Source organism: Mesorhizobium sp. M0663 (genome assembly GCF_040320585.1).
Classification (GTDB): Bacteria; Pseudomonadota; Alphaproteobacteria; order Rhizobiales; family Rhizobiaceae; genus Mesorhizobium.
This window is the reverse complement of record NZ_JAMYPX010000018.1, coordinates 22,155-47,931: the sequence shown is the minus strand read 5'-3', so window position 1 is coordinate 47,931 and position 25,777 is coordinate 22,155. Positions and strand designations below refer to the sequence as shown.

General features: G+C 62.6%; 24 protein-coding genes. 12 read left to right on the top strand and 12 right to left on the bottom strand.

Annotated elements, in window-relative coordinates; translation table 11 throughout:
* Positions 1-105 precede the first annotated feature (105 nt).
* The 6 genes from NKI54_RS25035 to NKI54_RS25010 form a co-directional block, all read right to left on the bottom strand.
* Positions 106-2,160, bottom strand: a complete 2,055-nt coding sequence (locus NKI54_RS25035; RefSeq protein WP_352636962.1) for a M3 family metallopeptidase — start codon at positions 2,158-2,160, stop codon at positions 106-108.
* Between the two features lie 766 nt (positions 2,161-2,926).
* Positions 2,927-3,337: a nuclear transport factor 2 family protein gene (locus NKI54_RS25030; protein WP_352636928.1), complete on the bottom strand. Its 411-nt coding sequence runs from the start codon at positions 3,335-3,337 to the stop codon at positions 2,927-2,929.
* Between the two features lie 10 nt (positions 3,338-3,347).
* Complete coding sequence (locus tag NKI54_RS25025) at positions 3,348-3,992, bottom strand: carbonic anhydrase (RefSeq protein ID WP_352636927.1); 645 nt, start codon at positions 3,990-3,992, stop codon at positions 3,348-3,350.
* A gap of 166 nt (positions 3,993-4,158) precedes the next feature.
* On the bottom strand, positions 4,159-5,184 hold the full coding sequence (locus NKI54_RS25020; protein WP_352594108.1) for a transporter: 1,026 nt from the start codon (positions 5,182-5,184) through the stop codon (positions 4,159-4,161).
* An 86-nt stretch (positions 5,185-5,270) separates the two neighbouring features.
* Positions 5,271-6,875, bottom strand: coding sequence for an inorganic phosphate transporter (locus tag NKI54_RS25015; protein WP_352692611.1), 1,605 nt, complete (start codon positions 6,873-6,875; stop codon positions 5,271-5,273).
* Positions 6,876-7,019: 144 nt separating this feature from the next.
* Positions 7,020-7,556, bottom strand: a complete 537-nt coding sequence (locus NKI54_RS25010) for a TetR/AcrR family transcriptional regulator (RefSeq protein WP_352636925.1) — start codon at positions 7,554-7,556, stop codon at positions 7,020-7,022.
* Between the two features lie 150 nt (positions 7,557-7,706).
* Between NKI54_RS25010 and NKI54_RS25005 the strand changes: the two genes are divergently transcribed.
* A complete protein-coding gene (locus NKI54_RS25005) occupies positions 7,707-8,984 on the top strand; it encodes an efflux RND transporter periplasmic adaptor subunit (protein WP_502897348.1) in 1,278 nt (425 codons plus the stop codon).
* On the top strand, positions 8,981-12,067 hold the full coding sequence (locus tag NKI54_RS25000) for an efflux RND transporter permease subunit (protein WP_352692610.1): 3,087 nt from the start codon (positions 8,981-8,983) through the stop codon (positions 12,065-12,067). Before NKI54_RS25005 ends, NKI54_RS25000 begins: the two co-directional genes overlap by 4 nt.
* 43 nt (positions 12,068-12,110) lie before the next feature.
* Here the strand turns inward: NKI54_RS25000 and NKI54_RS24995 are convergent, their stop codons facing one another.
* Positions 12,111-12,575: a L,D-transpeptidase gene (locus NKI54_RS24995; protein ID WP_352569490.1), complete on the bottom strand. Its 465-nt coding sequence runs from the start codon at positions 12,573-12,575 to the stop codon at positions 12,111-12,113.
* Positions 12,576-13,163: 588 nt separating this feature from the next.
* Here NKI54_RS24995 and NKI54_RS24990 point away from each other — a divergent pair.
* Complete coding sequence (locus NKI54_RS24990; protein WP_352451255.1) at positions 13,164-13,331, top strand: hypothetical protein; 168 nt, start codon at positions 13,164-13,166, stop codon at positions 13,329-13,331.
* 76 nt (positions 13,332-13,407) lie between these two features.
* On the opposite strand, the gene NKI54_RS24985 is transcribed toward NKI54_RS24990, so the two are convergent.
* Positions 13,408-14,094, bottom strand: coding sequence for a response regulator transcription factor (locus NKI54_RS24985; RefSeq protein ID WP_292663715.1), 687 nt, complete (start codon positions 14,092-14,094; stop codon positions 13,408-13,410).
* A 46-nt stretch (positions 14,095-14,140) separates the two neighbouring features.
* Here NKI54_RS24985 and NKI54_RS24980 point away from each other — a divergent pair, with 46 nt between their 5' ends.
* Positions 14,141-14,920, top strand: coding sequence for a response regulator (locus NKI54_RS24980; RefSeq protein ID WP_352636924.1), 780 nt, complete (start codon positions 14,141-14,143; stop codon positions 14,918-14,920).
* Between the two features lie 39 nt (positions 14,921-14,959).
* Positions 14,960-17,047 carry a PAS domain S-box protein gene (locus NKI54_RS24975; RefSeq protein ID WP_352636923.1) on the top strand — a complete coding sequence of 696 codons (2,088 nt, stop codon included), beginning with the start codon at positions 14,960-14,962 and terminating at the stop codon, positions 17,045-17,047.
* A gap of 90 nt (positions 17,048-17,137) precedes the next feature.
* Here NKI54_RS24975 and NKI54_RS24970 read toward each other — a convergent pair whose 3' ends face one another.
* Positions 17,138-17,542: a hypothetical protein gene (locus NKI54_RS24970; RefSeq protein ID WP_352636922.1), complete on the bottom strand. Its 405-nt coding sequence runs from the start codon at positions 17,540-17,542 to the stop codon at positions 17,138-17,140.
* A gap of 414 nt (positions 17,543-17,956) precedes the next feature.
* Between NKI54_RS24970 and NKI54_RS24965 the strand changes: the two genes are divergently transcribed.
* Complete coding sequence (locus NKI54_RS24965; RefSeq protein WP_352692608.1) at positions 17,957-19,159, top strand: aromatic ring-hydroxylating oxygenase subunit alpha; 1,203 nt, start codon at positions 17,957-17,959, stop codon at positions 19,157-19,159.
* Between the two features lie 11 nt (positions 19,160-19,170).
* On the opposite strand, the gene NKI54_RS24960 is transcribed toward NKI54_RS24965, so the two are convergent.
* The 3 genes from NKI54_RS24960 to NKI54_RS24950 all read right to left on the bottom strand — a co-directional run bounded on the left by NKI54_RS24960 (position 19,171) and on the right by NKI54_RS24950 (position 21,145).
* Entirely contained in the window at positions 19,171-19,938 is a 768-nt protein-coding gene (locus tag NKI54_RS24960; protein ID WP_352636961.1) for a DUF429 domain-containing protein, read from the bottom strand.
* A gap of 62 nt (positions 19,939-20,000) precedes the next feature.
* Complete coding sequence (pdxY, locus tag NKI54_RS24955; protein ID WP_023678143.1) at positions 20,001-20,885, bottom strand: pyridoxal kinase PdxY; 885 nt, start codon at positions 20,883-20,885, stop codon at positions 20,001-20,003.
* 8 nt (positions 20,886-20,893) lie between these two features.
* Positions 20,894-21,145, bottom strand: a complete 252-nt coding sequence (locus tag NKI54_RS24950; RefSeq protein ID WP_352636920.1) for a hypothetical protein — start codon at positions 21,143-21,145, stop codon at positions 20,894-20,896.
* 161 nt (positions 21,146-21,306) lie between these two features.
* On the opposite strand from NKI54_RS24950, the gene NKI54_RS24945 reads away from it, so the two are divergent.
* The 6 genes from NKI54_RS24945 (at position 21,307) to ppa (ending at position 25,776) form a co-directional block, all read left to right on the top strand.
* Positions 21,307-21,951 (top strand): LemA family protein, encoded by a 645-nt coding sequence (locus NKI54_RS24945; protein WP_352470713.1) that lies wholly within the window; start codon positions 21,307-21,309, stop codon positions 21,949-21,951.
* 167 nt (positions 21,952-22,118) lie between these two features.
* Positions 22,119-22,961 (top strand): TPM domain-containing protein, encoded by an 843-nt coding sequence (locus NKI54_RS24940; RefSeq protein ID WP_352636919.1) that lies wholly within the window; start codon positions 22,119-22,121, stop codon positions 22,959-22,961.
* A 52-nt stretch (positions 22,962-23,013) separates the two neighbouring features.
* The gene (locus tag NKI54_RS24935) at positions 23,014-23,856 is read left to right on the top strand and encodes a TPM domain-containing protein (RefSeq protein WP_352636960.1); all 843 of its coding nucleotides are present in this window, start codon (positions 23,014-23,016) and stop codon (positions 23,854-23,856) included.
* Positions 23,857-23,866: 10 nt separating this feature from the next.
* Positions 23,867-24,505, top strand: a complete 639-nt coding sequence (locus tag NKI54_RS24930; protein ID WP_352569496.1) for a TPM domain-containing protein — start codon at positions 23,867-23,869, stop codon at positions 24,503-24,505.
* A 117-nt stretch (positions 24,506-24,622) separates the two neighbouring features.
* Positions 24,623-25,129, top strand: a complete 507-nt coding sequence (locus NKI54_RS24925; RefSeq protein WP_023678138.1) for a GNAT family N-acetyltransferase — start codon at positions 24,623-24,625, stop codon at positions 25,127-25,129.
* Positions 25,130-25,245: 116 nt separating this feature from the next.
* Positions 25,246-25,776: an inorganic diphosphatase gene (ppa, locus tag NKI54_RS24920; protein ID WP_352451245.1), complete on the top strand. Its 531-nt coding sequence runs from the start codon at positions 25,246-25,248 to the stop codon at positions 25,774-25,776.
* The last annotated feature ends 1 nt before the right edge of the window (position 25,777 follow it).

Here is a 25,777-nt window from a genome sequence, read left to right as displayed (position 1 = left end):
CCGAGCGGGATCGGCGGAAACCGGATCAGGCGGTGCGCAACCCGCCGCCATGACAGCCGAGATCAATCAGGATGGAAAGAGAACGGTGACAAGAGCGGGCATGCATCACACCAGTCCGCGCTTGGCCATCATCGCTTCCGGGGAAGGCATCTTGCCGCGGAAGGCGGTGTAAAGTTCTTCGGGGTCCTTCGAGCTGCCGGCGGCGTAGATGTTCTTGCGCAGCCGCTCGGCCAGCGCCGGGTTGAAGGGATCGCCTGTTTCCTCGAAGGCGGCGAAAGCATCGGCGTCAAGCACTTCCGACCACATGTAGGAGTAATAGCCGGCAGAATAGCCATCGCCGGCAAAGATATGGCCGAAATGCGGGGTGCGGTGACGCATGGCGATGGTGTCGGGCATATTGAGCTTTTCGAGCGTTTCGGCTTCGAAACGAAGCGGCTGGTCCGGCGCATCCGGGTGTGCGTGATAGGCCATGTCGACCAACGCCGAGGCGGTGAACTCGACCGTGGCGAAACCGGCGCCGAAGGTGCGCGCCGCCAGCATCTTCTCGACCAGCGCCTTCGGCATCGGCTTGCCGGTCTTGACGTGCAGCGCATGTTTTTCCAGCACCGCCGGCACCGTCAGCCAGTGCTCGTAGAGCTGCGAGGGCAGCTCGACGAAATCGCGGCTGACCGAGGTGCCCGCGACCGACGGCCAGGCGACGTCGGTCAGCATGCCGTGCAGGGCATGACCGAATTCGTGGAACAGGGTCTTGGCCTCATCGACCGACAGCAAGGCGGCCTCGCCGGCCGGCGGCTTGGCGAAATTCATGATGTTGTAAATGACCGGCTTGGAGCCATCGCCTAGCTTGTAGCCGGATTTCAGCGCGCTCATCCAGGCGCCGGAGCGCTTCGAAGGCCGCGCGAAGTAATCGGCGAGGAACAGGCCGCGCTCGCTGCCGTCGGCATTCTTCACCACGAAAACACGTGCGTCCGGATGCCAGATGGCAATGCCCTTCTTTTCTTCGAAAGAAATGCCGAACAATCGTGTTGCCACGTCGAAACAGGCGTCGATGATGCGGTCGAGCTGCAGGTACGGCTTCAGCTCGGCCTCGTCGAAGGCAAATTTCTCTGCGCGCAGCTTCTCCTGATAGAAGCGCCAGTCCCAGGCAGCGAATTTCTCGTTGCTGCCGGCCTCGGCCGCCAGCCGCTGCAATTCGGCCTGGTCGCTTGCGGCCTTTTCCACCGCCTTTTCCCAGACCGGATCGAGCAGCGCGTGCACCGCCTCCGGCGTCTTGGCCATGGTATCGTCGAGCTTCAATGCGGCGTAGGAAGCATAGCCGAGCAGCTTCGCCTTCTCGGCGCGCAGGCGCAGCATGTCGCGCACCACGTCCGTGTTGTCGGTGGCGCCGCCATTCTGACCACGCATGATGAAGGCGCGGAACGCTGTCTCGCGTAGATCGCGGCGCTCTGAGAAGGTCGAGAACGGCTCGTAGATTGAACGCGACAAAGTGACGGCGTAGCGGCCCTTCTGGCCGCGCATCTCGGCGGCTCCCGCCATCGAGCTTTTCAGGAACTCCGGCAGGCCGGCAAGGTCGGCCTCGTCGAGGAACAACGCCCAGTCGCGCTCATCGGCAAGCACGTTCTGGCTGAAATTGGTGCCGAGCGACGACAATTCCTCGTTGATCGAGGCCAGTCGCTTCTTGCCTTCGGCGTCGAGCCTGGCGCCGGAGCGGACGAAGTTTTTCCAGGTCTTTTCCAGCACCCGCAGCGTTTCGGCATCGAGCTTCAAAGCATCGCAGTGCTGATAGAGGTGGTCGATGCGGGCGAACAGGCGTTCGTTCATCGAGATTGCCGAGAAGTGCCGCGACATCTTTGGCGAGATGTCGCGCTCCAGCGCCTGGATCGCCTCGTTGGTGTGAGCGCCGGCGCGGCACCAGAAGATCGAGGAGATATGGTCGAGCGCCTCGCCGGCAAGCTCGAGCGAGGCAAGCGTGTTTTCGATCGTCGGTGTCCCGGTGTTGCCGGCAATCGCCTCGATCTCGGCCTCATGCGCCTTGAGGGCCGCGTCGAAGACCGGAGAAAAATCGCCGTCGCCGATGCGCGTGAAATCGGGCAGGCCGAGCGGCCCTTGCCATGCGGTCAGCGGATGGGCGGCGAGGTCGACGGTGGACGGCATGGGCAAACTTTCGCTGAGTGGCGGGAGGAGGCGGATCGTCACCGATGTAAGGCGCCGGCCGGTTGCGCGCAACAGCACGCCTGGTTAACGCCGACGCGTGCCCACATGGTGCCGTGAGTATCGTTCGAGCCGAATTCTATGCGTACCAAGATTATTATCTTGTAACCTGCATTTTCCTTCGACTGAGGCTTCCACTCGTATCCTGACATCTGATCCAAAGGAACCTTAATGAGAGTAGAATTCTATGGCCTCACGTTCGACCTACCTGCCGGATGGGTAGATATAACCGGCGATCTTCCAGAGGGGTCGCCACCTACCTTAGCCAAAGAAACGGACGGCGGCGGCGCGGTTCAATTCTCTATTGCGAAGTATCGTAGCGGAGAAAAACAACCGTAGACTTTAACGTTCTGAGACCATTTATGATTCAGTTTTGCCAAAATAATTCCATAGATGTAGGTCATATCACAAACAACGAGTCTGAAGGTATAATCTCTGTTGGCGTATTGTCAGAGGCCGTGGATCAATTGCTATCTGCCTGGTATTTGTCGAATGGGAATGATGTTGTATTTATGACATACGTCGGTATGGCTAATGACACGGATTGTCTGAAAGAATTGGACGTTGCCCGAGCAATCGTGTCGTCTATATCGTTTTAGAGACTTCGATATTGGGTGGAATTACGGGAATTACGATGACAGTGCGCTTTTTAGACGCGAGATAACGCGGCAATTCCAGCGCCCGTCACCAAAAAAGCCCTGGGCGGAAAACTCCGTCAGTAGCCGTCGCAGTTTTCGGCGATTGCGGCCTGCGAACTGGCGGTGATCTGGTCGTTGGCGACGGCAAAGGTCTCCTGCATCAGCATGTCGTTGCTGGGAAAATCATAGCAGGCGATCACAGTGGTGACGCCGCTCTCCGATTTCTCGATCCGGTGGCGGATTTCGGCCCCGGCGACGGCGCCTTGCCACTCGGCGATCGAGGCGATGAATTCCTGCTTGCTTTGCACGACGCCGAGGTCGTCGAGCTTGATGCGGACGTTGTCGGCGAGCAGGTCCGACAATTCGCTGCGGTCGGCGACGAGCAGTGCCGAATACCAGCGATCGATGATCGCGCTATCGTCGGCACGGGCGAAATCTGCCGAGCACAGCAGTGCCGCAGCCGCGAACGCGTCCCGAAGTCGCGTCATGCCTTGTCTCCTACTCCATCTCCGGCCGCTCGAAATCGCCGGTGTCCTTGTTCATCACCCAAAGCTCGCCGGTCGAGATGTCGAACCAGGCGCCGTGCAGCGATAGCCGCCCCTTGCCTTCGAGGATCGAGACGCAAGGAAAGGTGCGCAGATTGGCAATGGAATAGCGGATCGAGATGCGCTCCAGCGCCGTCTGGCGCTCGGTCGCCGTCATGAAGGTGCTCGACGACACGGTCTCGGCCGCCGGCGCGATCAGGCTCATCCATTTGCCGATGAAATCGCCCGGCGACAATGGGGCGGCCGTGGTGTCGAGCGCTGCGCGGATGCCGCCGCAGCGGCCGTGGCCCATCACCACGATGTTCTTGACCTTGAGGCTCTGCACCGCAAATTCGAGCGCCGCCGATGTCGAGTGGAACTGATCGTCTGGCGCATAGGGCGGCACTAGATTGCCGACATTGCGCAGCACGAACAGCTCGCCCGGCCCGGCATCGAAGATCGCTTCGGGCGCGGCACGGGAATCGCAGCAGGCGACGATCATCGTTTCCGGTGCCTGGCCCTCTCGCGCCAGCGAGCGATAACGCCCGCTCTCGGTGAGATAGCGGCCATTCATGAAATTGCGGTAGCCGGTGAGAAGATGCTCGGGAAGATGGGGCATGGGCAGCGGTGGGAGCCTTTCCGGGTTAAAGGCACGGTTCAATCCCGAAAGGCTCTAGCGCATCGGCCTGAAAATCGGAACCGATTTTCGGAAGGCGGGATGGCGTGGTTTCGAGGTGGCAGCCCGTATTTTGACACAGGTGAACGAACGCCGCCATTAATCGGCCTCAGAACCGCAGATTGGCGCCGGCGCGCAGTAGGAGCCAGTAGAACAGGCCGGTCGCGCCAACCGCCAGCAGCATCGCCAGGAAGAAGCCGCTGGGACTCTCGGCAAATGGCAGTCCGCCTGTGTTCATGCCGAAAATGCCGACGATCAGGGTTCCTGGCAAAAGCAGCGCGCTCATCACCGCCAGCGCCTTGAGGCTACGGTTCGATTCGTCGGCAAGCTCAGCCGCAAGCTCCTCCTGCAGCAGCCTTGCCCGGTCGTTGATCATGACGACCTCGCGGTCGAGCCGTTCAAGGCGCGCAGCAAGCCGGCGCAGAACTTCATGTGCGCCGGCGGAAAGGTTCCAGGCGGAACGGTCTTCGTCCTGGAAAAGCGCTGCCAGGGCCGAGATCGGCCGATGCAGGGATACGGCAAGGCGGCGCACATCCTTCAGCTGCCGTTTTTCGTCGGCAAGCCGCTCGGTCACGAGATGATCCTCGACTGCATCCAGCCGCTTCGTTGCCGCGGCGAGCCGCAGGCTGGTGGTCTTGCAAAAAGCCATGACTAGCATTTCGAACAGCTCGAATGCCGTGGCCGGCCGCAGCCCCGCGGCAAGGGCCGTGTGCACTTCCTCCACTGCCGCCAGCGGATGCCGGCGGCCGGTGACCAGCAGCCGTTCCGAGACCGCAAAATGCAATCTGCCGATGGTCGTCGACTGATGGGTGATCTCGCCATGCAGATCGGCCGAAATGCCGTGGACGACGCCATTCTCATGCGCCAGCACTAGGCTGTCCTCATGTCCTTCGAGGATTGCATGAGCCGACGCCGGCAGCGCGCAGGCATGGCTGACCCAGGAATGGGCGCGCCGGTCGACAAGGTCGACATGCAGCCAGACCCAGCCGCCCGCTGAGGCCAGCGCGGCCTCTATGTCTCGGGGCGCCAGCGGTTCGGGAGCTTTGCCGGGAGCGGCATGATAGGCCCAGACCAGCCCGGGAGCATGATGCTGGTCGTCCGCGGCAAGCAATGTCAGATGCGATGCGTCATTCATGGCCGCCGCCGAAACGATGCACGTTCAGGTGATCAGGGCGGCGCCGGGGCCGGTGCCGCGACATTCTGGTCAAACCCTGCCCCCGCTCAGAACACCTGGCGGAAGATGACGAACAACACGAAGGCAAGACAGATGGAGACCGGAAGGGTCAGTATCCAGGCCATCAGCATGTTGCGCACCGTCGACCATTGCAGGCCCGAGCCGTTCGCCGCCATGGTGCCGGCAACGCCCGAGGACAGCACATGGGTGGTTGAGACCGGCAGGCCGAGATAGTCGGCCGATGCGATCGTCGCCATCGCGACAAGCTCGGCGGACGCACCCTGACCGTAGGTCAAATGGCTTTTGCCGATCTTCTCGCCGACGGTGACGACGATGCGCTTCCAGCCGACCATGGTGCCGAGGCCGAGCGCCAGCGCGATGGCGACCTTGACCCAGAGCGGGATGAACTTCGTCGCGTTGTCGACCGCCTTATGGTAGGTCGTCACCGCCTTCAGGTCGTCTGCCTCCATCGGCAGCAGCTTCTTCTTGTCGATCAGCTTCAGCGCTTCACCGATAAGATAGATGTTGTTGCGGGCGTTGCTGACCAGCGTTGTCGGCAGCTTTTCCACGGACGGATAGGGCGACAACATGGCGCTGGTGTCGTGGATGAAGCTCTGCAGGGCAGGCGTGGTCTCGTCCTTCCAGGTCTTGGTGCGAACGGCGTCGCCGACCGCGGTCGCCGCGTCAGTCACGACGACGCCGGGCTTGACGTATTTGCCGAGTACCGTTTCGACTTGCGTCGCCGCCGATTTGTAAGCTTCGAGATAGTTCACGTCCGGTGTGCGGTTGAGCGCGAAGGCGGTCGGCACGACGCCGATCAGGATGAGCATGATGAGGCCCATGCCCTTTTGCCCGTCATTGGAGCCGTGGGCAAAGCTGACGCCGGTGCAGGTGAAAATAAGCAGCGCCCGAATCCACAGCGGCGGCGGCGCGCTCGACTTGGGCGCCTCGTAGAGCTCGCGGTTCCTGACCAGCAGCTTCATCACCAGAAGCAGCAGTGCAGCCAGGCCAAAACCGACCAGCGGCGAGATCAGGAGCGACAGGCCGACATTGGACGCCTGCGACCAGTCGACGCCGCTGGTGACGGAGCCGGCCGGGGCCATGAACTGGTTGGCGAGACCGACGCCGATGATCGAACCGATCAGTGTGTGCGAGCTCGAGGCAGGCAGGCCGAGATACCAGGTTCCGAGATTCCACATGATCGCCGCGACCAGCAGCGCGAAGACCATGGCCAGCCCCGCGCTCGATCCGACCTGAAGGATCAACTCGACCGGCAACAGCGAAATGATGCCGAAGGCGACTGCTCCGCTGGCGGTGAGCACGCCGAGGAAATTGAAGAAGCCGGACCACATCACTGCAAGCTCGGCCGGCATGGAATGCGTGTAGATCACCGTTGCCACCGCATTGGCAGTGTCGTGAAAACCGTTGACGAATTCGAAGCCGAGCGCGATCAGCAGCGCCAGCCCAAGCAGGATCCACGGCACCGCGATGGTGCTGGTCAGGTCCTGGCTGAGCGCGTAGCCGACATAGGCAAGGCCGCCCAGAATGATGACGGCAAAGGCCGGCAGAAACCATTTACCGGTGTCGTTTGGCCGGTCAAGCGGATGCTCCGGCCTTGGAATTCCTGCCTCGCTTGAAACAATATCGACCACACCCCACTCCTCCTGCGTTGCAGCAAAGAATGGGAGGACGCTATGTCGGCACGATGAAGCCTGTGTGACGGCAGGCACTTTGGGTTGACGCAACGGGCGATCGACGCGACCGAGGCAGTTGAACCCGGCCAGCGCATTCCTAGACTATTCCGCGATCTCCAGCAGGGTCGATATCAGCAGCCGGCGCTCTTCGGCGGAGAGAATGTCCGAACCGAACAGGTTCATGCTGCGAAGCCCTTCGATGGCGAGATAGCAGACCAGCAGCGCCTTGAGGTTCGGCGTTTCCTGCTTCAGCCGCTCGAACAGCTGCCGCCTGAACGATTTTATCGGGGTCAGGAAATCGGGATCCTCGGCAATCGCCGAAAATATCCAGGATGCCGACGGTTTCGATTCCTCGGCATGCTCGGCCGACAGCTTGATATAAGTTGCAAGCGGGCTTTCGCCGTTGACGCCGGCCGTGCGGGCGGACTCCAGGGCCTGCTCGAAGGCGCGCAGGTAATCCTCTACCAGCGCCTGCATCAATTTCGCCTTGGTCGGGAAATTGTAGAGAAGACCACCCTTCGACACGCCGGCACGGCTGGCGACCGCATCCAGCGACAGGCTGCCAGGACCCGTCTCGCGCGCCACGGCGGCGGCGGCGGCGAGAATCTTCTCGCGCGAATTTGCTCTGCGGACTTTCATCAAGGGTTCCCCATTCATTAGCTTAGGCGGAATTGACAAGACCGTCCAGACGGTACAGTAAGATCGCCGTCATTTGAAATTGGGACCAGTCACAGGTATGTGTTCCGGTCGTCCGACCGTTATGCTGGGCCGTGGCCGAGGGGACTGTTCGTGATCAAGCGCTTCATCATCGCCTTCATTCTGCTCGTGCTGGTGTGCGGCGGCATCGTCGGCTTCAACCTGTTTCGCGACAATGCGATCAAACAGTTCTTCGCCACCATGAAGCCGCCGGCCGCGACCGTGTCGACGGTCATCGTCAAACCGATGTCCTGGACGCCCGGCATCGAGGCGATCGGCACTGTCAGTGCCGTACGGGGCGTCGACCTCACCGTCGAAACCGCGGGCATCGTCAAGGACATCCTGTTCCATGCCAATCAAAAGGTCGCCGCCAACGCCGTGCTGCTGCAACTCGACGATGAAGTCGAGCGGGCCGACCTCGTGGCATCGAAAGCGCAGGCCACCTCCGACCAGACGACGCTGATGCGCGCGCTTGAGCTGCAGAAGCGCGGGGTCGGCACCGACGCTACGCTCGACACAGCGCAGGCAGCAGCATCGGTCTCCGCCGCGCAGGTGAACAAGCTGCAAGCGGTGCTCGACCAAAAGCAGTTGACGGCCCCTTTCAAGGGTACCGTCGGTATTCCGAAAATCGACATTGGCCAGTATCTCACACCCGGCACCGCCGTGGTGACCTTGCAGGACATGGACACGATGCGTGTCGATTTCACCGTCCCGGAGCAGCAGCTTCCGCAGCTGAAGATCGGACAGACGGTGCGGTTGGGCGTCGGCGGCGGCGACATGCCGTTCACCGGCAGCATCCGCGGTATCGATCCGAAGATCGACCCGACCAGCCGGCTGGTGACGGTAAGGGCGGAGGTCGGCAATCCCGAAGGCAAGCTGACGCCCGGCCAGTTCGTCCAGGTGCGCGTCGAACTGCCCGAGGAGAACGACGTGCTGGCGCTGCCGCAGACGGCGCTGACCTCCAGTCTGTACGGCGACTTCGTCTTCGTAGTGCGCCCGGCCAAATCCGCCGAAGCCAACGGCGCGGCGCCCGAGGCAAAGCCGGAAGAAAAGCCGGCTGCAGATGCTGCCAAGCCCGCAGCCGAAGCACCCGCGGCAAAACCCGACGAAAAGTCGGCTGCTACCCCAGCCAAACCGGCAGAGGAAGCCAAGCCGGCAGCGGAAGAACAGAAGCCGCAGCTCGTGCTAGCCCAGGTGTTCGTCAAGCCAGGCCGCCGCAACGCCGGCCTGGTCGAGATTCTGGAGGGCATCGCGCCAGGCGACGAAGTCGTTACCGCCGGCCAGAACCGGCTCTCCAACGGAATGTCCGTTGCCGTCGACAACACGATCGATCCGAGCAAGCCAGGGAACCAGCAGGCAGCCCAGCAATGAGCTTTTCCGACCTCTTCATCCGCCGCCCGGTCCTTTCGACCGTGCTTGCCTGCATGATCCTGCTTCTGGGTTTTCAGGGCATCTTCAACCTTTCGATCCGGCAGTATCCAGAGGTTGAAGAAACGGCCATCACCATCACCACTGCCTATCCCGGCGCCAGCGCCGACCTGATCCAGGGGTTCATTTCCGCGCCGATCGCGCGTGCCGTCGCGTCGACCGAAAACATCGACTATGTCACGTCGGCGAGCCGGCCGTCATCCAGCACCGTGACAGTGCAGATGAAACTCGGCTCCGACCCCGACGTCGCGCTGAACGAAGTCTTGTCGAAGGTGCAGAGCGTTCGCGGCGATCTGCCGGACGAAACCAAGGACCCGGTGATCGTCAAGGGCACCGGCCAGCAGTTCGCGATGATGTACATCTCGATGCAGAACCCGAACATGACGCCGGAACAGCTCACCGAATATATCGAGCGCGTCGTGCGGCCGCGTATCTCGACGGTCGAAGGCGTCGCCGACGTGCAGATCTTCGGCGCAGCCGAATATTCGATGCGGGTCTGGATCGACCCGATCAAACTGGCGGCGCGCGGCGTGACGGCGGCGGAAATGCTGGCCGCCATCAACGAATCGAATTTCCTTTCCGCGCCCGGCGACACCGAAAACGAATATGTGGTTTCCTCGATCACCGTTCGCTCGACGCTGCAGACCCCGGAGGCTTTCGCTGCCCTTCCGCTCCGCTCGAAAGACGGCAATGTGGTGAGACTGCGCGACGTGGCCCGCGTCGAACTCGCCGCGGCGAACACCGACACCAGGGTCAGCTTCAACGGCAAGCCCGGCATCTTTCTCGCTATCTTTCCGACGCCGGCCGCCAATCCGCTGACCACCGCGGCGGCAATCCACAAGATTGTGCCGACCATTCAGGAGACGCTGCCGCTCGGCATGACGATGGAGATCGTCTACGACTCAACCGAGCAGATCAGCGCGTCGATCGAGGAGGTATTCAAGACCATCGGCGAGGCGGTCGCCATCGTCATCGTCGTCATCCTGCTCTTCCTCGGCTCGTTCCGCTCGGTGCTGATGCCGATCGTGACCATTCCGCTGTCGCTGATCGGCGTCTGTTTCCTGCTGTTTTCAGTGGGCTATTCGATCAATCTTTTGTCGTTGCTGGCCATGGTGCTGGCGATCGGACTTGTCGTCGACGATGCCATCGTGGTGGTGGAAAACATCCACCGCCATATGGAGGAAGACGGCTTGTCGCCGATGCAGGCGGCGTTCAACGGCATGCGCGAGATCTCGTCCGCCGTCGTCGCCATGACGATAACATTGGCCGCCGTGTTCGCGCCGCTGGCCTTCACCGGCGGCCTGACAGGCGCACTATTTCGCGAATTCGCGGTGACGCTTGCCGGCTCGGTGGTGCTTTCGGGTGTCGTCGCCCTCACCATCACACCGATGATGTCGGCACGTATCCTGAGGTCCGGCTCGCACAGCCGCTTCCAGCGCATTGTCGACAATACGTTCGGGCGCGTCGAACACATCTATGAGCGGCTCGTCACCGGTTCGTTGAACTATCGCCCGGTGACGCTGATGATCGTCCTCGCGCTGGTCGCCACGACCGGTTTCATGTTCACCAAGACCGCGAGCGAACTGGCGCCGGAAGAGGACCAGGGTTTCCTGCTTTCGCTGGTGACCGCGCCGCGGTACGCGACGTCGGACTATACCGAAACCTACGTCAATCAGATACTCGGCCTGGTCAAGGATCTGCCTGAGACGCGGGCACAGTTCTCCGCGGTCGCCTTCGGTGGTGGCCAGACGAACAGCGCTTTCGTCGGCTTTGCGTTCAAGGACTGGGCTGACCGCACGCGCAACTCGAAGGAAATCCAGCAAGACATTACGGCCCGCCTGAGCAAGGTGGCGGGCGTCGAAGCTTTCGTCTTCGCGCCGCCGACGCTGCCCGGCTCCGGCGGCGGCCTGCCGATAACGATGGTCGTGCGCTCGACCGGCGACGCCTCGCAGGTGTACGAGGCGGCCGAAGACATCAAGAACAAGGCGCAGGCCTCCGGCCGCTTCATCGTCGTGCAGAATTCGATGACCTTCGACGCGCCGCAAGTGACAGTGACGATTGACCGCGATCGCGCCGCCGCGCTCAACCTGCCGATAGCCGACATCGGCCGGACGCTGACGCTCCTGGTCGGTGGCGCCGAAGTGGCGCAATTCGACCGCGAATCCAATAGCTACGACATCATTCCGCAGGTGCCGCAGCAATTCCGCGACAATCCCGAAAAACTGGGCGAGTATTTCGTGCGCAGCGTATCGGGCGAGATGGTGCCGCTCTCGGCGGTGGTGAAGATCTCGACCAACGCGTCGCCGGCCGCCATCGAGCAGTTCAACCAGCTCAACTCGGCGACGATCTCTGCCTTGCCGCGGCCCGGCATCACCACCGGGGATGGGCTACAGGCGATCGAGGACATTGCCAAGCAAAGCCTGCCCGACACCTTCTTCATCGACTATACCGGTCAATCGCGGCAGGAGAAGGAACAGGGCTACACGATCATCATCGCCTTTGCGGCGGCGGTGCTCGTCATCTATCTGGTGCTGGCGGCGCAATTCGAAAGTTTCCGCGATCCGCTGATCATCATGATGGCGGTGCCGCTGTCGATCTTCGGCGCGATCGTGCCGCTTAATATTGGGCTCGGCACGCTCAACATCTACACCCAGGTCGGCTTGATCACGCTGATCGGCCTGATCACCAAGCACGGCATCCTTCTGGTCGAGTTCGCCAACCAGCAGCGTGAAATGCACGGCATGCGGCGGCGTGATGCGATCATCGCCTCGGCCAAGGTGCGGCTACGGCCGATCCTGATGACGACGGCGGCGATGGCGCTCGGCGTGGTGCCGCTGATCATCTCCAGCGGCGCCGGTGCGGCGGCACGCTATTCGATGGGCTTGGTGATCTTCACCGGCATCCTGGTCGGAACCATGTTCACGCTGTTCGTGGTGCCGATGTTCTACACCTTTATCGCCAGCAAGGACCTGCCGCATCACGCCGAAAAGCCGGATCCGAAGCTGATGCCGGTAATGCCGGATTAGACTGCGCTAATTTCCGGCCCCTGGGAGCGACGAGAAGCATCGCTCACTTGACGATGACGATGCTGGTGTTGGCCGGGCCGAAGACCTCGACGAGCTGGTAGAAATCGGCGGCGTTGTCCGGATGCAGACGCACGCAGCCATGCGAGGCTGGCTGGCCGAGGCGCTTGATGGCGCTTGTCGCATGTACGGCGTAGCCGCCGCTGAAGAACACCGAATGCGGCATCGGGGCGTTGTCGTATTTCTTCGAATACCAAATTTCATGCATGCGGGTCGGCTTGAACGAACCGGTCGGCGTGACGTGCGTCCTGTCGCCGGTCGAGACCTTCCAGGCGAATGTCGGCCGGCCGTCGACCAGGATTTCCATGGTCTGCTGCGATAGCGACACACGCGCGACGATCTTGTTGGCGGCGGCGTGGGCTGCGCCGTTGCCGGCACTGACAAGCAAGGCAGTACCGGTGATGAGGGCGGCGGCGATGTTGATGAGCTTGGCGGAAATGGCAGTGTACATGATGTCTCCCCTATTCTGCCGGTCGGGGCCGGCTCAATTCGATGGGGCGTCATGTTTCAAGCCGATTTCGCTACGTGCTCGTTTGTGTTTCGATTCTGTTTCCCCTGGTTAACAGAAAAGGTCCGTGCAAAGCAGCTTGCAGTTGCACGACGTCGTCATGACGGTGGCGTGTTTGCCTAGGCGGATCGGCCAAACCGCGGCGCGAATACGCGATTGCCTTTCGTTTGATAGGAATTCACCTGACTCCGAAACCGAGCTGCAACAAAGCGCAGCCTCGGCGGCATGATCCGGATACAGCGAACAGGCAAAGTTGACCTAACGAAAACAGCCGGCAACGAACGATCGGAAGCCAACACTGTTTTCGCTACGGTCTGGATTGGTCTGGACAGTTTCCAGCCTGCGCGTCGACCGGCTCAAGCCCCTCTGGCGGGGGCGGCTTAGGGCCGTTGAGGATGCGCGGCGCCTCCGGCAACTTGCAGCCGAGAGGACCGAAGGCCCGCGCCGCAACGGGGGGCTCCGCTGGCGGCGCGGGCGCTTCGGGGGTTCCCCTGAAGTGCCCGTAAATTCCAATTTTGAGGAACGAACAGGATGAAAACGAAATTCGCCGCTTCCGTGCTTTCCGCGCTGCTTTACGTCCAGGGGCTGCTCGGCATTGCCGGCCTCGCCACCGTGCTGCTGAAGGAACGTGCCCATGCCGGCGAGGTCAGCACGAACAGTGACATGCTGTCCGGCCCGTCGCTTCTCGTGGTGCGCTGAAGAGCATCGGACCCCAAGGTGGAAACCGGTTTTGGGAAAATCCGATGCTCAAGACAAGAGGGTGGCCGTCCTGCCTTCAATCGGCGAATTGCGTCGGCGGATCGAACCGGTAACCCGCACCCCGTATGGTGGTGATGGTTTCGGTATCGAGCTTGCGGCGCAGCCGCACGATGCGCGAATCGATCGACCGGTCGAAGGCTTCGGCATTTTCGGCGGGCGCGGCGGCGATGATGTCGTCCCGCGTCAGCACCTTGCGCGGGCTGGCCAGGAACAGCCTGAGCAGCGCCACCTGCCCGGGGGACAGCTGTTCTTCCGTGCCCGAGCGGTGCATGACGATGGCCGATCGGAGATCGACGGTCGCGTTCTCCAGCACGATCAGTTCCCCGGCGCTCCTGCCGCGCCGAGCCAGAAGGCCGCCTACGCGAGCGGCAAGCTCCCTGACATTGAGCGGGCTTTCGACGACGTCGGCGGCGCCGAGTTCGAGCGCCAGAACCTTGTCGACCAGATCGGCCGGGCGGCAGATCAGGATGAAATCCGGTCCACCTTCGCCGCCATGTCGCCTGAGCAGGTCGCGCCCCTCTGCCTGGCTGACGCTGTCGCCGACAACCACGACATCGATACCCTTTTCCGAAAGCAGCGATTCGGCCTCCCACGGCTGTCGCGCCGCGCGGACGTCATGACCGCGCCGCTCGAGATGATCGGCGAGATCGGTCGCAATTACTTCAGCGACGGAAACAAGCGCGATAACGGATCGTGCAGCCATGTTTTTCTACCCCGCATACGGCAACCCAAGAAGAGTGCTGGACATCATGTTTATACCCAATCTACTTTCCGCTGAAAGCGGGAGCGAAAGCATCGTGCGGGCACGAATTGTCATTGTCGAGGACGAGCCCGACCTGAGGGATGCGGTCGCCGAGTATCTCGGCGCCAGCGGCTATGATGTGGCCACGGCCGAAAGTGCGGCGGCGGCGCGCGGCCTTTTGGAAACCCAGTCCTTCCATCTGGCCATTCTCGACATCGCCATGCCGGGCGAGGACGGCCTGTCGCTCGGCCGCTGGATGCGGTCGAAAATGCCGATCGGCATCATCTATGCGACGGCCGCCGGTACCGCGCTCGACCGCATCGTCGGACTGGAGCTCGGCGCTGACGACTACATCGTCAAGCCTTACGAATTGCGCGAAGTGCTGGCCAGGGTGCGCAGCGTGCTGCGCCGCGTTCCGGAGCCGACCGAGCCACAAAAAGCCAAGGCTGAAACATCCGGCGGCCGCCGGTCCGTGAGCTTCGGACCTTTTCACGCCGATCTCGACGGCAGGCTCGTCACCGGCGCCAACGGCGCGGTCATCGACATGGCCAAGAGCGAGTTCGACGTGCTGGAGGTGTTCCTGACGCGCGCCAACCGGCTGTTGACGCGGGCGGCGATCTCCGAGGCGATCGGTTTCGTCGAGGACCCGGAATCGTCCCGCGCGGTCGACATCCGCATCATGCGGCTGAGAAAGAAGATCGAAGCGGACCCAGCCAACCCGAAATTCCTGCGCACGGTGCGCGGCGAAGGCTATATCTTCTCGCTGCCGGTCGGTGAAAATAACTGAGGCCTGGCGGCTTGAGCAAGCCAAGGCCAGGAAATGACCATGACGGCTGAAACAGCACGCGCGGACACGCAGGGCGCCAGGCAGGGTGCGGCGATGGTGGCCGTGCATGTGGTTCGCCGGCTGCGCGAAGCCGGCGATTGGCAGCGCGAGATGGAAGGTATTCTCCAAACGCTTTGCGAAGCCATGGATTGTCACCGCGGCATCCTGTTTCGCCTGCGCGAACTGCCCGGCCAGGGCTTCGCCCAGTCGGTCGCCGCTTATTGGATCGCCCCCCGGTTTGGCGGCGAGCTGGCATCACCGACCGTCATCGTGCAGTCGGTCGTCGATTCGGACCCATTGCTGGAACGGCTGGCGGAGGACGAGCGTCAAGGCAAGATCTTCGCCGGGCACACACGCGATCTCGAAGGCTTTCTGCGGACCGATTTCGAAAAGCAGAACATCAAGTCGTTCCTGTCGGTGTCGGTCTTTTCGCACGGCAATTTGTGGGGCACGCTGGCGGTCAACGACTGCGTTAACGAACGCGAATGGACCGACCAGGAAGAGGCGGCGCTGCACATGGTGGCACTCGCTATTGGCGATGCCATCGAACGATCGCCCTCCGACGCGCATGCCAGTGACGTCATTCGCCGCACCATGCTGCAGGCCTCGCTCGACGCCATCATCGTCATCGACGAGACCGGCTCGATCATCGAATTCAATCCGGCCGCCGAGAAGATGTTCGGCTATCGGCGCAGCGATATCCTCGGCAAGGACCTGCTCGACACGGTCGTGCCGGAATATTACCGCAAGGGCTATGCGTCCGGCGCCGAATATATGTCGGGCCGCGGCGCGCCGATGGTCGGCCAGCGGCTCGAAACGGTCACCCAGAACGCCGCCGGCGAGGTTTTTCCGATCGAGCTGACGGCAACCGAGATGCGGGTCGCCGATCGCCAGCTGATCTTCGGCTCTATCCGCGACCTGCGCGACAGATTGCGGGCCGAGGAGGAAATCAACCGCCAGCGCGAAAAACTGCACCAGAACGAGAAGATGGCGGCAATGGGCTCGCTGCTTGCCGGCGTTTCGCACGAGCTCAACAATCCGCTGGCCGTGGTTGTCGCCCAGTCGACGCTGCTGCACGAATTCGCCGCCGATCCGCAGACCAAGGTGCGCGCCGAAAAGGTGCGCGCCGCTGCCGAGCGCTGCGGCCGTATCGTCAAGAGCTTCCTGTCGATGGTCCGCCTGCACCCGGCCGCACAAGCCGAAACCGACCTCAACCAGGTGATCCGTGCCGCACTCGAAGTGACCGCCTATGGTGCACGGTCGAGCGGCATCATCATCGACACCGATTTCGCCAGCGGCCCGTTGCTGGCCATGGCCGATGCCGACCACGTGACGCAGGTGGCCGCCAACTTCCTCATCAACAGCCAGCACGCCTTGGCCGGCGTTGCCGGCGACCGCCGGATCAAGGTCCGGACGTTTCGCAGCGACCGCGGCAATCCCGGATTCTCGGTCGAGGACAACGGGCCAGGCGTGCCGGAAGCGATACGCTCACGCATATTCGAATCCTATTTCACCACCAAGCCGGTCGGTGTCGGTACCGGCATCGGCCTGTCGATCTCGAAATCGATCATCGAGCGGCACAATGGCAATATCTGGTTCGAGGAGGTTTCGCCGAGAGGTGTGCGTTTTGTCGTGCAGCTGCCGGCGATCGCTGCCGGCGCGGCCGCCGCCGGCGAAGCTCCGTCGCGGTCGAGCGGCTTGCGTCACGCGCTGATCATAGACGATGAGCCGGATGTCGCCGCGTCGCTGTCCGATATTCTGGAGCTGATGGGCATCAAGTCGCGGGTCGTGCCGGCCTGGGTCACGGCCGCCGCGACGCTGAGCGGCCATGTGCCGCCGGACATCGTGTTTTCCGATTTGCGCATGCCCGGCACCAGCGGCATAGCCGCCTATCGCGAGCTACTCGCCGAAATGCCGGGTCTGGCGCGGCGCTTCGTGCTTGTCACCGGCGATCTGATCGGCGCGAAAGGCGAGATCGAAGCGCTGCCGGCGCAGCAGCGACCACCGATCCTCGAAAAACCGTTCAGCACGCTGGATGTGCGCGGCGTGCTCTCGGCCATTGCCGAGCAGGCCGCTCTGGGCGGCTAGACTCCGCGATCTCGCCCCGGAAGAAAAAGGCTCCCGGCCGACATTGCGGCGGGAGCCTGACTGGAGTGCTGGAGGGCGCTCGCAAAAAAATCAAAAAACGTTCGGCGTATCGGCCAGCGGGGCGGCATTGGCGATCATGCGGACCGGTCGTGCCTTGCCCGACTGGGCAGCGATGACGCGCAGGCAATCCAGGCTCTCGGCGCCCCAGGCCTGCCCCTTGCAGGCAAAATCGATCTCCGGCATCGGCAGGCGCGCCGTCTTGGTGGTGGTTGTCGCGCCATTGATGAGGTTGGCCGGCGGGTTCAGTGAGGCGAAGGCCGGACCGACGGTCGGCGTCAACGCCATGCCGGCAAATGCGGCAGCCGCCAGCAGCATGAACATCGCCATCGGATGATCACTGGCGCGCTGGCGCAGCGCCAGCTTCGGGCGCCGGTCGTTACGCTGGGGACCCTGCTGGCGAAGGTCGGTATCGGTGATCTGGATTTTCGTACGCATCGTCGTTTCCTTCGGTCTTCTTCTTTTCCCTGTTGAAACGAACTTAATCGCACCTTGTAACCGGCCAACGATGATGGATTAACGATTGTGTAACCGGCATGAAACCAAGCCCGCGGCCATTCCTGGGCAAACCGATCAGGCGTAGCTGGCAGCACCGGTGGCATTCTCGTTTCCGCTACCCACGGCACCAGATCCACGTCGCTTTTCCAGGCCCACAGAGCGTCGGGCGCTCAACAAGTGTAAGGGGATTAACGTCTGGAATTCCCGGGATTTTCCCGGCTTCGATCATTCGGACTGGGCTCTCGAATCCCGCTCGATTTCCCGTAAAGAATTCGCCCCATTTTCCCAAGCCATTGCATTTCAACGGAAAATATGCTTTTATTGAACGAGCATTCAATAAATAAAGAGCCTTTTATGAACCCGCATCTGCGTGACGTGGCAATCCCCAACGATTGGGATCGGCGGGGGCTGCCGGGCTGGAGCTATCATTCCGACGCCTTGCTCGAACTCGAGAAAGAGCACGTCTTCCGCAACCATTGGCAGATCGCCGGCCATGTCTGCGACGTGCCGAACGCCGGCGACTATCTGACGATGGATGTGGTCGGCGAGCGGGCGCTGATCGTGCGCGGCAAGGATGGCGTTGTGCGCGCCTTCAACAATATGTGCCGCCACCGCGGCAGTCGCGTCGTTGCCGACAGCCAGGGCACTTGCAAGAATGCGCTGGTCTGCCCCTTTCATGGCTGGGTCTACAATCTCGACGGCACGCTGCGCGGTGCTGCCCGCCCCCGTTCCTTCCCCGACCTCGACAAGACCGAATTCGGCCTGATGCCGCTCGAGCTCGAAATCTGGATGGGCTTCATCTTCATCCGTTTCCGCAAGGGTGGGACGCAGCCATCGGTGGCCGAGCTGTTGAAGCCGATCGAAGCCGAGATTGCCCATTACGGCGTCGTCGAGATGGTGCCGTCCTGGGGCATCTGGACCCAAAAGACGCCGGTCAACTGGAAATCGGTGCGCGATGTCGACAATGAAGGCTACCACGTCGCCATGGCGCATCCGGCGCTGCAGGACCTTTACGGTGCGACCTATTTCGACGAGCCGTTCGTCAACGGCGTGTCGCGCTCGTTCGCCACCTACAATCCGTATGCCGGACGGCGCTGGAGCGTCGCGCAATACATCAAGCTCGCACCCGAGGCGAAGCACCTGCCGGAACACCTGCGCAAGGCCTGGATCTACTACGGCATCTTCCCGAACAACGCGCTGTCGATCATGCCGGAATCGGTGCAGTTCTATCAGGAATTTCCGCTGTCGACGGGTGAGACGCTGCTGCGCGGCGCCATCTACCGCTATCGCGACGAGACCAGGCGACAGGCGGCAGCCCGCTACCTATCCTACCGCATCGACCGCGACACGCTGGCCGAGGATGTACAGCTTTCGATATGGTCCAACGAATCCATGCTGTCCGAAGCCTTCGGAGGTTTTTACCTCTCCGATCTCGAATATGGCGTGCGCACCCACCACGACCATTTGCGCAAGCAAGTTCCCGTGCTCGGATTGGAGACCGCGCCCGAGGAGAAGGATATGTGGGCACTCAACGAGGCGTTCAGATCACGCTCCTGACGCCCTGGTCCTCAGGCCCAGATGGCGACGGGAATGCCGAAACGATCGGCGAGCGGCGGATCCGGAAACGGCATTGCCTCGCCTTTGACGATGCGTCCGGCAACCAGCATCATCGCCGCGGCATCGAGGAAATCGTCGGCGGCCGCGCCGCGCGGCGGCGTCTGGTCGAGAAAATCCTGGCTATAGCCATGCCGGGCAAGCAGCGCCTTGCGTTCGGCCATGCCGGCCGGATTGATGTTGCCCCTGATCTTCTTCGGCAGGCGCATCGCCCGGTCGCCGTTCAGTTTGCAGAAGGCAACTTCCGGATGCGATTCGAACACGCGGCTGCGTAGTTCGGGGCGCGCGATCAGCAGCGAATCGATCTCACGGATCTTGGCGAAGATGCCGAAGGCCTGGATCGAGACACCGCGCGGCGGATCTGAGGTCGTCTTGGCTACCTCGCTTGCCTTGCGATGTGCGGCGTACCAGGCGTCGACCGTGGTGAAGGCTTCGATCTCCGCGTAGAGCGCGGCGCGGGAGGGGATGGCAAAGACACTGGACTGCCGGGCCCCAAGCAGCGGCCGCACCAGCGCCTCCGGGCCGCGACCGCCTCTTTGCGAGAAATCGGGCAGGCCGATTGGCATATCGACCGCTACCAACGAGTCGGCGGGCAGTCGGTCGAGCAACGCCGCGAAGCTTGGGAAAACGGCTGTCGACGGTGCCGCACCGGGATCGCGGCGGACGGCTATCCAGCCGGCCTTGCAACCGTCGACGCCGACAAGCACAACACCCCAGGGCATAACATCGTCGGGCGCAACATCCTTGGGCGCACCATCCTGGGGCACGGCGTCTTCGGCCTGCGTCACGCCCGGCGGTCCCGTTCCGGATGCAGGAGATGGCGAAGCTGCACCATCGCCATCGGGTGCGACAGGCTCTGGGCATCGGTCTCGAGCTGCAACTCGTCGCCGCCGCGCTTGGCGGTCCGCGCCAGGATCTCGTAGACCGCCGCCGTGGTCGATTGCAGCGCCTTGGCGGCCGGCTGGCCGGACAGGATCCGCGCCAGGTAGACGGCCGCCGTCAGGTCGCCGAGCCCATTCGGCGGCTTGTCGATGAGCCGGTGTTCGGCAAGCAGTGCCTCTCTGCCGGCGAGCAGTAAATTGCCGGTGCCGCCGGCCATCATCGCCGGCGCCGATGTGACCAGCATGGCCGGTGGGCCGGCCTGCAGGGCCGCAGCCATTGCCGATTTCAAGTCGGGCAGCGGCGCTCCGGCCATCCATTCCAGCTCGTAGCGGTTGGGCGTGGCGATATCGGCGATCGGCATCAGCCGGTCGCGCATGGCGATTGCGGTCGGCTCAGGTACGTAGAGCCCGCCCGAATCGCCCATCACCGGATCGCAGATATAGAGGGCGTCCGGCGTCTTCGCCTTCACTGCGCCGACCAGCGAAGCGACGGCTTCGGCCTGGCCAGCCTCGCCGAGATAGCCGGACAGCACGGCGCCGACCTCGCCCAGCCACGGCGCGCGCTCAAGGTCGGCCATCAGCGCCTTGAACTGGTCCAGCGGCGGCACGATGCGGGTGGCCCGGCCATGGCCCGGATGCCAGGGCAGGATGACGGTCGGTACCGCCCAAACCGGAAAGCCGAGCGTCTCCAGCGCAAAGACAGCGGCACGGTTGCCGACCGAGCCACGGGCGACATGGCTGGAGACGACGATGACCGCGCGCGGCGCCTCGGTTTTTTCGGCACTCATTGATTTTCCTAACTGCCCCTGGTGACGAAAAGCACGAGCCAGATCAACAGGCCGATGGCAATAAGCAAGCCCGCTGCCCGACCGATGCGGGTGCCCCAATATTCGATCGGGTCCGACCGGTCGGCATCGGCCGCGGTGACGTAGTCGCGCGCGCCTTTAGTGGTTCGTGCAAGGAACGGGGTGCCCCCCGGGTCGGTCTCGCGCGCCACCCGTTCGATGATGCGGCGCGATTCCGCGTCGCTGTCGTGGCGTTTCGCCATGGTGATGTCCCGTTTTATGCCGAGCTTAACCCGTTCGCCTCGTCTGTCACAGGGCCCGACGGCGAATGGCAGAAACCAGTAACACTTCTCGGCCGAAGTCATTTTCTTACGCAAGGATTGTGCTAATGCTTCGCCTGCCAATGCTATCGAGGGGACTTATCATGCTTGCCCAGCGCCTTTCTTCGCCGCCAATCTTTCGTAATCTAGCTGCGTTCCTGGTCATGGCCGTCATGCTGCCGCTGCTTGCCGGCTGCGGCTACAACACCATTCCGACGGCTGAGGAAAACGCCAAGGCCGCATGGAGCGAGGTGTTGAATCAATACCAGCGCCGCGCCGATCTCATCCCCAATCTGGTCAACACGGTCAAGGGCTACGCCGCGCACGAGAAGGACACGCTCGATGCCGTGGTCGAAGCGCGCGCCAAGGCGACGCAGGTGACCGTGACGCCGGAAACGCTGAACAATCCGGAAGCCTTCAAGAAATTCCAGGACAGCCAGGCCGGCCTGACCAGCGCGCTGTCGCGCCTGCTGGCGGTGGTGGAGAACTATCCCGATCTCAAGGCCAACCAGAACTTTCTGGCGCTGCAAGCACAACTCGAAGGCACCGAGAACCGGATCACGGTCGCCCGCCGCGACTATATCCAGGCAGTGAGAGAGTACAATCTGACGCTGAGGACCTTCCCGTCGGTGATCTGGGCGACCTTGTGGTTCCGCGGCAACCAGCCGTTTGCGAATTTCACGATCGAGGAGGATAAGATGCAGCCGCCGAAGGTCGATTTCGGCACCAACACCACGCAAGGCGGGTGAAGAACAGCCGGTGAGCGTGGTCCCTATTGGCCTTGCACTCCGTAGCGCCCCCCTCTGCCCTACCGGGCATCTCCCCCTCAAGGGGGGAGATTGGCAGCTTTGGCCTCACCGCCCATCCTGCAACGTTGGAGATTGGCGAAAACAGCCGTGACAGCCGATCTCCCCCCTTGAGGGGGAGATGTCCGGCAGGACAGAGGGGGGCGCGACAGAACGCCAGCCTGGCCTTCCTGCTCGTCTTCCAAAGCCTTCTCCTCCTCCCTCTCACCGCCTTCGCCGCCGCACTGCCAACCCTCACCGGACGGGTCGTCGACAATGCCGGCATTATCGATGCCGCGACCGAGGCGGCGCTGACGCAGAAGCTTGCCGAGTTCGAGACCAAAGGGTCCGACCAGATCGTCGTCGCGACCATCCCCAGCCTCGACGGCGAGGAGATCGAGCCTTACGCCAACCGGCTGTTCCGCGCCTGGAAACTGGGCCAGGCGAAGGAGAACAACGGCGTCCTGCTTCTGGTGGCGCCGAACGACCGCAAGATGCGCATCGAGGTCGGCTATGGGCTGGAAGGCACGCTGACCGACCTGCACACCAAGCTGATCATCGAAAACGACATGGTGCCGGCCTTCCGCGCCGGCGATTTCTCCGGCGGCATCAGCAAGGCCGTCGACGACATGATCATGGTGCTGGAAGGCAATCCCGAAGAACTGGAGGCGCGCGGCGAACGCAACCAGCAGCCGCCGTTCAACAGCGACGATCTGTTCTTCACGATCTTCATAGCCATCTGGGCAATCATCTTTTTCGGCGGCCTCGCAGCCTCCATCCTGCCGCCGATCTTCGGCCAGAAGATCGGTCCCGGCCGCTATCGCTGGCTGGGCATGACCTTCGAGCCAAACCGGCGGTCGTCCGGCGGCTGGTCGGGAGGTTCCGGCGGGGGATGGTCGTCGGGTTCAAGCGGTGGCGGGTTTTCCGGCGGCGGCGGTTCGTCCGGCGGCGGCGGCTCCTCGGGAAGTTGGTGACGAGATGACAAGACACGCCATCAGCCCGGTGGAATCCGGCCGTTTCATCAAAATGATCGGCACCGCGCTGTTGGCCATGGCGGTGCTGCTGGTCGGCTTCGCGGCCTTCGCCGCCGCACTGCCGGCGCTGACCGGACGGGTCGTCGACAATGCCGGCATCATCGATGCCGCGACCGAGGCGGCGCTGACGCAGAAGCTTGCCGAGTTCGAGACGAAAGGGTCCGACCAGATCGTCGTCGCGACCATCCCCAGCCTCGACGGCGAGGAGATCGAGCCTTACGCCAACCGGCTGTTCCGCGCCTGGAAACTCGGCCAGGCGAAGGAGAACAACGGCGTCCTGCTTCTGGTGGCGCCGAACGACCGCAAGATGCGCATCGAGGTCGGCTATGGGCTGGAAGGCACGCTGACCGACCTGCACACCAAGCTGATCATCGAAAACGACATGGTGCCGGCCTTCCGTGCCGGCGATTTCTCCGGCGGCATCAGCAAGGCCGTCGACGACATGATCATGGTGCTGGAAGGCAATCCCGAAGAACTGGAGGCGCGCGGCAAGCGCAATCCGGCGAATGACAATCCTGTCGATCCCATCTTCATGCTGTTCATTGTCCTGTGGGCGACGATGTTCTTCGGCGGCTTGGCAATGGCGTTCCTGCCGCCGATCTTCGGCACGAAACTGTCGCCGGGCGTGTACAAGTGGCTGGGCATGACGTTTCGCTACGGCCGTGGGCCAGCTTCGTCATCCTCCGGTGGCGGTGGCTGGACGTCGGGGACCTCGTCCGGCAGTGGCTGGTCGTCTGGAAGTTCCGGCAGCAGTTGGTCGTCCGGAAGTTCCGGCGGCGGGTTTTCAGGCGGCGGCGGTTCGTCCGGCGGCGGCGGTTCTTCAGGAAGCTGGTGAGACATCAATCATGGCAACACGACCGATCAGCCCCGAGGATCATGAGCGCATCGCCGATGCGATCCGCGCTGCCGAATCAAAGACCGACGGCGAGATCTACTGCGTCGTGGCGCATGCCAGCGACGGCTATTTCTTTCCGGCCGCTTTCATGGCGATGCTCGGCATGCTCGTCGTCAGCCTCGCCGTCGGTTATGGGCTGGAAGCCTGGTGGCTGTCGATCCGCTTGCCGCATTTCGTCATCGCCGAGCTTCTGGCGCTTGCCAGTGTGCTCATCCTGTTGTGGGCATTGCCGGCATTGCGCATCCATTTGGTGCCGAGGCGGCTGCGCTACCAGGCCGCCCACGCCAATGCGATGAAGCAGTTCCTCGCCCGCAACGTCCACCGCACCACGGCGCGCACTGGCGTGCTGGTGTTCGTCTCGATTGCCGAGCGCTACGCCGAGGTGGTCGCCGACAGCGGGATCGATTCTTGTGTCGGCCAGCATGTCTGGGACGGTGTCGTCCGCGACCTTACGGCGCATGCCGGCGACGATCGGCTTGCCGAGGGGTTCGTCAAGGCGATCCAAGCAGTCGGTGCGGTACTGGCCGAGCATTTTCCGGTCTCGACCGGCGACAGCAACGAACTGGACGACCATCTGGTCGAGATTTGATCTCGCCAAAGGCGGTTTCGCAGCGTCTCAAGGACGCACCGTCCGGCTGTGTGAAAGCATCGCGGCGGTTGACCGGACTCTTGCAATCGGGCGCAGCGGGTTTATGGTTAACCAATCATGAATACGCTGAGCATCGACATCAGGAAAGCCGAACCGCGCGATGCAGCCGCCATCGCCGACGTGCATCTCGAGGCCTGGCGCGGCGCCTATTCGGGCATCATCCCGCACCGCACGCTGACATCGATGATCAACCGCCGCGGCGCCGACTGGTGGGCGAATGCCATTCGCCGCGCTGCCACCGTCCTGGTCGTCGAAATCGGCGGCAAAATTGCCGGCTATGCGACGATCGGCAAGAACCGCGCCCGCGAACTCAGGCAGCAGGGCGAGATCTACGAACTTTACCTGCGGCCGGAATATCAAGGCATCGGGCTCGGCAGCCGGCTGTTCTCGGCCGCGCGGGCACGGCTGGCCGACCATGGCCTGAAAGGCATGGTGGTCTGGGCGCTGGAAGACAATCAGAACGCACTTGCCTTCTATGCCGGCGCCGGCGGCCGCGATGTTGCCGAAGGCGTCGAGATATTCGAGCAGAAGGCGCTGAAGAAGGTCGCTTTCGTCTGGGAATGACGGCCAGCGCATGATCCGGCCGGTTTTCGGTTCGGACGATCTCCCCGTACCATTCGCCGCATTGCACCATTCGCCGTCGCCCGCTATCGATCTGCAATCGAGAGAGGGATAAAGCGATGCGTATCGAAGCGATTGCCAGCGGAAAGAACCCGCCCGAGGACGTCAACGTCATAATCGAGGTGCCGATCGGCGGCGAGCCGATCAAGTACGAGATGGACAAGGAAGCCGGCACGCTGTTCGTCGACCGCTTTCTGCACACGTCGATGCGCTATCCCGGCAATTACGGTTTCGTACCACACACGCTATCGGGCGACGGCGACCCGATCGACGTATTGGTCTGCAACACGCGCGCGCTGGTGCCAGGCTGCGTCATCAATGTACGGCCGATCGGCGTGCTGGTGATGGAGGACAATGCGGGCCAGGACGAGAAGGTGATCGCGGTGCCTTCACCCAAGCTGACCTTGCGTTATGAGGACGTCCACGAATACACGCAATTGCCCGACATCACCCGCCAGCAAGTGCAGCACTTTTTCGAGCACTACAAGGATCTCGAACCCGGCAAATGGGTCAAGATCGAAGGCTGGTACGATGCGGCTTATGCCAAGAAGATGATCGTCGAGGCAATCGAGCGGGCCAGGCGCAAGTAAT